The sequence below is a fragment of the Tenacibaculum sp. M341 genome (assembly GCF_004337695.1).
GTDB lineage: Bacteria > Bacteroidota > Bacteroidia > Flavobacteriales > Flavobacteriaceae > Polaribacter.
In genome coordinates, this window is sequence record NZ_SJXJ01000003.1 from 366,768 (window position 1) to 373,210 (window position 6,443).

Consider the following 6,443-nt stretch of genomic DNA (forward strand, 5'->3'; position numbering starts at 1 on the left):
AGGGACTACTTGAGAGATGTGATTAATCTTCAAAAACAATAGCAATAGTGTATCTGTATCTTTTAGTAGATTGATTAGAAGATATAGAAAAGCCTTTAGTAACGTTTCTTAAATTACTTTCTAACGAGCTTATTACAGGGTATCCTTTAGCATTGTATTTTGTGCGAGCATCTATTCTATTGCTTAATACATCACCAGTAGGAATTGTAAATTCTTGAGTTAAATATTTTCTATTTTTTCTTCCAGAATAAAACTCAGGACTTTGAATAAAAAGACCAACAAAAGGAGAAGTAGCAATTAAATCAACAGCATAATTTTTTCTGTTTTCATGCTCAACATTTAATGTGAAGTTAACATCTCCTTTTACATTAGTAGCTGGATTTACATTACTAGTTTCAATTGTTTTAATGTTAGATTCGTTGTCTTTATAAAATTGATTAAAAGTAATTTGACTAGGTGTACCCTCTGCTGAGAAAACTGTTTTTTGTTTGTAATTTACATCGCCATTAGGTTGAAAAGTAATTACTTCTTCTTGTTTTGTAATATTGTTTTGTTTGAACAAAAATGTATTTATTCTTCCGTCGTTGTATCGTGGTATAATGTTGAACTTTTCTCTGCTATTATCAGCAAAAATAGATCTTTGGTTAATTCTTCTAATTACTCCGTTATTCCAAATAACACGTTGGTTAATAGATTTTAAGTTTTCTCTATTATCTGGTGGTGTAATTGTTCTGTTGTAGTTAAGTAGTAAGTTTTGGTTATTGTATGTAAAAGTTTCTTCAACAGTTCTATAACTTCCATCCTCTAAAGGAATGTATTCTGTAACTTCTCTAGGTAAGAAAACGATTCTACCTTTTTTGTTTCCTCTTGGGTTGTAGTTGTAGTAGAAAATTTCTTCTTCTTGGTTATTGATAGTAATGTTTAACTTTCCATCAATATTGTCATTATTAGAGGTTTTGTTTTGCGGTATTGATTTGTTTAAGGCTGTGCTTAAATTTACAATTGTTTCCTGCCCGTTGTTATTTTCAATGTTTAATAGAAAATCCCCTTCAGAAAGTTCAATATTAGCGTCAGAGATGTTTAAGGTTTTTTCTAAACTTGAAGTAGGTTCGTCATTATTGACGATCTCTTCAGAATTACACGATGAAAGTAAAATCGTAGCAAAAAGGGTTGAAAAAAAGGTTAAGTGTTTCATAATAATTAAAAAGTTTTTTGTTAATATTCTGATGCAAATATTGTTAGGTCTTTTGTTAATTTTCTAAGTGTTTATACCTATTTAGAGCTTAAAAAATGAATTTATTCACCTGTGTTTTTAACGTGTGTTTATGTTATTAACTTCTATTTTAGAAGTTGACAATATTGAGTTTTTATGGTATCAGAAATTTTAATAAGAGAATGAATCGTATTGGCTTTGATTCATGTTGTTTATAAATGCGGGTGGAGTAGTAGGAGCAAGCATTTTAAGAATACGGCTTTTATTTTCTATTAAAAATAGAAATAGTCGCCCTTGTCCGCATCTATTAAATTTGACAGCAATATTTTGACGATGAGTATCAATTGTTCTTTTACTGTTAAATAGCTTTTCTGCTATTTGTTTGGTTGAGTTTCCTAAAACAATTAGTTCTACAATACTTTTCTCTTTAGGGGTTAAACTTTTAATTGAGTATGCTAATTCTTGTGAGTTCATAAATTGAAATTAATAGTTGGTGACTTATTTTTTATTTGAGTTTATTGGTCTAAACTCTCGAAATCTATATTCAGCATGTCTGAATAGTTAAAAACATCTGAAATAATGTTTTGAATATCTTCTGTGAACTCAGAAGTGTAAGTGGTTTTTGGTTGTTGTTTCTTTTCTTTCATTATAGGTAAATTATAGGAGGTTGGTGTTAGTTTGCAGTAATTAAGTGTTTGTTTTTGTGGTAAAAATCGATAACACCAATATATTCAATAGTAATAGGTATGGTTTCTGAACCTAAATACATTTTAGGATTGCCAATTCTTTTTGCTTTAATGCCCAAAAGATTCATTATTCTTAATAATTTCGAATCACACTCAGCTAATCCAATATTAAGTTTGTGATCGCAAATTTGTTTAATAGCATGAAGCATTAATTTTTTAAATAAATTTTTGTCTTTTGCATTTTTGCTTACGGCAAATCTTCCAATGTGGATAACTTGATTGGATGTTGCTACTTTTGGAATTAAGATAGGATTAAAACCAAAGATTTTTTGCATTGGTAATTCATCATAATAGTTCCAATTTAAAGTTCTAATACAGCCTACAATTTGATTAGACTTGTCTCTTACAGTAAAAATTTTAGAGTCTTTAAAAAACTTTTTTTCTTCTTGAAGAATTTCATCTACACTTTTTTCAAAATTATACTCGCGTTTTGTTTGTGAATGATGCTTGTAGTTTTCATAAACTATGAAGTTCGCAAGTTCATGAATTTGATGTTCTCTTGGAGAAGTGAAAGGTACTTGTACGTTTGTCATTTTGTGTTGTTTTTTAACAAACCTAAACTTTAAAAGTCTATAAGTCACTACACTTGTGTTTAGTTATCAGGCAAATAATATAACTTCTACCCCTAGAGGGAGGAGTCTTCTAACCTTTAGTTTAGTAGAAGCTATTCTTTAGTAGAGAATTTGTAAAGAATATTAGTTTAAAAAGGAGTTTTTAGATAATTAAAAAGGTATCTAAATTGATGATTTTAAGGTGAAAAGTATAATTAGAAGAGAAATAGAGAAGGAGAATGATGCAAAACAAAAGAAAAACGAGATTAACTTAAAAGCTAATCTCGTTTTGTGTTTTTATTTTGTAGAGTCAATAGGTTGTATGGTATCTAACTCTTTTTGGGTGGCAGATTCAAGTGAATCTAGAAGTTCTAATTCTTCTTCAGTACCACTATCAGGAATAAATAATCGTTCTTTTTCTAAATATTCTAAAAGAATGCTTTTAAAATATTCATCATCATCAAAACGACCTATTTGATCTAGCAAGTTTCTATACATGTACAAGCTTGTTTCAATATCGTCAGCTACATAGTTAGGATTTTCATAAGTGTAATAATAATCTAATCGCTGTTTTAAGATATCGATTAAAGTTTCAGCAGTCATTCGAGCTTTATCCTTATCTCCAATTTTGTAATACAATTCAGGATATCCCAAAGAAATACTGTAATGACCAAAATCTTTAATAGGCATTTTATGTAACGATAAATCTAAAACATCTTTAGCCGTTGTTGTATCACCTTGTACTAAAAACTCTTCAGATAAACGCATTAAGTTATTTCTTAATGAAATTGCATTTCTCTTACTTTGTTCATCTAAGTAAATTTCACCGTTATTAATTGTTTTCCAATCCCATTTTTCAACATTGGCTAGCATTTTTTCAGGATCAATTCTTCCCATATCAAACATAGATTTACCTGCAATAGGTGTTTTAATAGGAACTAATTTAAACGACATACCATCTAATTGTAAGTAATCTTTCAACCAAATATACTCTTCGTCAGCATTTGCTCCTCCAGTAAAGTAGATAGGACGTTTCCAATCGAAGTTGTTAAGAATATCAAGCATTAATATTCTGTTTTTAGTAATAGCATCGTCAATTTCTATATCTATATAATCAACTATTTTATCAGCGTCTTTAGCTGCTACAATACCATATTTTAAAACATTTTCTTTGTTTACAGGAACTCTTATTTTATTAGTTGGATAAATCTTTTCCTTTAAATTGTTTTGAGTTTCATAATAAGTAGCTTCATTGTCGCTAGCAATCCATTGCATAAAAGACTTTAAAGGAAGTACAGAATCTTTTAATTTAGGATGTGGGAAATGATAAGCAATATCTAAAGTTCCATATTTATATTGATGGTGTTTTAATTTTGACGGAATTGGATCTGCATCATATGTTTTTTTCTTCATTTGATCTATGTACCAATCAGTTGCAAATAAACTAGTGTTTATAATTTTAATATCTCTTCTAACACCTTCAATTTGCTGCATATACCAAAGCGGAAAAGTATCATTATCACCAATAGTAAAAATAATAGCATTCGGATCACAACTTTCTAAGTACGTTTGTGCATTTAATTGCGCAATGTATCTATCAGCTCTATCATGATCATCCCAGTTTTGGAATCCCATTAATGTTGGAACAGCCAATAAAGAAACCACAGAAACAGCCATTGCCATCATTGGAGTTTTTACATAATTTTTTAAGTATTCGTATATAGCTAATACACCAAAACCTATCCATATGGCGAATACATAAAAAGAGCCAACTACAGCATAATCTCTTTCTCTAGGTTCAAAAGGTTTTGGGTTAGTGTAAAAGATAATAGCAAAACCAGTAAAAGCAAAGAATAATGCTAAAGCGTACCAATTGTACTTATCTTTATTTACATGGTATAATAATCCGATAATACCTAAAATAAGAGGTAAAAAGAAATATGTATTTCTTCCTTTGTTATTTTTAATTTCATCTGGAAGATTATCTTGTGGAGCGATAAATAAATTATCAATAGGCTTAATACCACTTAACCAATTACCATTATTGTCAAGGTGTCCTTGTACATCATTTTGTCGACCTACAAAGTTCCACATAAAATAACGACCATACATATAACCAAACTGATAGCTGATCATAAAACGTAAATTTTCTGCAAAAGTTGGTCTTCTGGTACTAGACATCGGAATACCTGCTATTTGCTTGTAGTATTGCTCAGCTCCAGGATCTACCATTCGAGGAATAAAACCTTTGTGTTTGCTAGACCATTTTGGAATTACATTTTTATATTGATTAACGATCTCATATTTACCGTTAATTTTTTCATACTTAGGTTTGTCGTCTTTATAAACATCAACTAAGTCACCGTATTCATCTATAGTTTTCTCTTGTTCTTTCTTATAAGCAAAAGAGTAGTACTTGTCATAAAATACATTCGCATCACCATATTGTTCACGATTGTAATATGCTAAAAGTTCTCTGGCACTCGATGGATTATTTTCGTTTACAATAGTATCCGCATTGGCTCTAATAGGTAACATTAACCAAGAAGAAAAACCAATCATTATAAATAAAACAGATAAAATAGCGGTATTAGCAGTTACTAACTGTTTTTTTCTAGTGTAATTTAAACCAACATAAAAAAGAACAATTAAAATAATACCTGCTATAATAGTTCCAGAATTATAAGGAAGCCCAATAGAATTGATAAAGAACAATTCAGAAACACTAAAGAATTTTAAAGTAAAAGGGAAAAGGAATTTAAATACAAAAGCTAAAACTAAAATAGAAACTACAGTAGCAATGGCGGTTGTTTTTAATGTTTTGTTTTCATAATTCTTAAAGTAATATAGCATTACAATTGCAGGAATTACCAATAATGATAGTATGTGTACTCCAAAAGATAAACCTACAACAAAGCTAATTAATAATAGCCACTTGTTTCCTCTAGGTGATAGCATTTCTCCTTCCCAACGAAGTCCTAACCAAAAAAGTAAAGCCATTAAAAAAGAAGACATCGCATACACTTCACCTTCTACAGCACTAAACCAAAAACTATCAGAAAAAGTATACGCTAAAGAACCAACTAAACCACTACCTAAAACAGCAATTTTTTCTCCTAATTCTAAAGAATTATTTTTGATGACAATTCTTTTGGCTAAATTAGTGATGGTCCAAAACATAAATAATATTGTAAAGGCACTTGCCAAGCCAGACATAAAGTTGACCATTTTAGCCCATTGACTAGGATCACTAGTAAACATGGCAAAAAATGCACCAAGCATTTGAAAAAGAGGAGCGCCAGGTGGATGCCCTACTTCAAGATTTACAGAAGTAGAAATGTATTCACCACAATCCCAAAAACTAACTGTAGGTTCTAATGTTAAAGTATAAGTAATAAGTGCAATTGCGAATGATAACCACCCAAGAATAATATCCCACTTTTTGAAATTAAAGTCTTTCATAATTATAATGTCCAAAAATCAATGCGAATGTACTATTTTAAGTTAAAAGCAGTACGTAAAACAAAATATTTTATTTAATCAAAAAGCAAAGTTAAAAGATTGAATTGTTGGTGTTGATAAAGTTCTGTTAAAAGGATAAAATAAAAAAATAAAAAAAAGTTTTGTGTGTATATAGAAATGTTCTATATTTGCACCCGCAATTAAGGTATTGGCCTATGGTGTAATGGTAACACACCGGTTTTTGGTACCGATATTCAAGGTTCGAGTCCTTGTAGGCCAACAAAAAGCTTCTAGATTTTCTGGAAGCTTTTTTTATTTAATATCTTTTTAGATGTCTGCAGAATTATTTTGGATCATTCCTAAAAGTTGTGGTTAAGCAAAAATTTGTGTTAATCTGTATAGAAAGAATTCTACATTTCTCACTCCTCTAAATTGAGCTCTAAACGCTTTTATTTTAGCATTAAAAGATTC

5 protein-coding genes and 1 tRNA gene are annotated in these 6,443 nt (G+C 29.7%); 1 reads left to right on the forward strand and 5 read right to left on the reverse strand.

All coding sequences use genetic code 11. The annotated features are described in order from the left end of the window. Nucleotides 1-22: 22 nt before the first annotated feature. The 5 genes from EYW44_RS05230 to EYW44_RS05245 all read right to left on the reverse strand — a co-directional run bounded on the left by EYW44_RS05230 (nucleotide 23) and on the right by EYW44_RS05245 (nucleotide 5,972). Nucleotides 23-1,195: a hypothetical protein gene (locus tag EYW44_RS05230; protein ID WP_132722622.1), complete on the reverse strand. Its 1,173-nt coding sequence runs from the start codon at nucleotides 1,193-1,195 to the stop codon at nucleotides 23-25. 189 nt (nucleotides 1,196-1,384) lie between these two features. Further along, complete coding sequence (locus tag EYW44_RS05235) at nucleotides 1,385-1,687, reverse strand: LuxR C-terminal-related transcriptional regulator (protein ID WP_132722623.1); 303 nt, start codon at nucleotides 1,685-1,687, stop codon at nucleotides 1,385-1,387. A 41-nt stretch (nucleotides 1,688-1,728) separates the two neighbouring features. Then, nucleotides 1,729-1,860 (reverse strand): hypothetical protein, encoded by a 132-nt coding sequence (locus EYW44_RS22690; RefSeq protein ID WP_256369367.1) that lies wholly within the window; start codon nucleotides 1,858-1,860, stop codon nucleotides 1,729-1,731. Between the two features lie 26 nt (nucleotides 1,861-1,886). Next, entirely contained in the window at nucleotides 1,887-2,492 is a 606-nt protein-coding gene (locus tag EYW44_RS05240; RefSeq protein ID WP_132722624.1) for an N-acyl amino acid synthase FeeM domain-containing protein, read from the reverse strand. Nucleotides 2,493-2,807: 315 nt separating this feature from the next. Further along, complete coding sequence (locus EYW44_RS05245; RefSeq protein ID WP_132722625.1) at nucleotides 2,808-5,972, reverse strand: glycosyltransferase family 117 protein; 3,165 nt, start codon at nucleotides 5,970-5,972, stop codon at nucleotides 2,808-2,810. Between the two features lie 209 nt (nucleotides 5,973-6,181). Between EYW44_RS05245 and EYW44_RS05250 the strand changes: the two genes are divergently transcribed. Continuing rightward, a tRNA-Gln gene (locus EYW44_RS05250) sits at nucleotides 6,182-6,252 on the forward strand. The last annotated feature ends 191 nt before the right edge of the window (nucleotides 6,253-6,443 follow it).

Coding starts and splice junctions, on each gene's coding strand:
- EYW44_RS05230 (WP_132722622.1), bottom strand. CDS start 1,195: ATGAAACACTTAACCTTTTTTTCAACCCTTTTTGCTACGATTTTACTT.
- EYW44_RS05235 (WP_132722623.1), bottom strand. CDS start 1,687: ATGAACTCACAAGAATTAGCATACTCAATTAAAAGTTTAACCCCTAAA.
- EYW44_RS22690 (WP_256369367.1), bottom strand. CDS start 1,860: ATGAAAGAAAAGAAACAACAACCAAAAACCACTTACACTTCTGAGTTC.
- EYW44_RS05240 (WP_132722624.1), bottom strand. CDS start 2,492: ATGACAAACGTACAAGTACCTTTCACTTCTCCAAGAGAACATCAAATT.
- EYW44_RS05245 (WP_132722625.1), bottom strand. CDS start 5,972: ATGAAAGACTTTAATTTCAAAAAGTGGGATATTATTCTTGGGTGGTTA.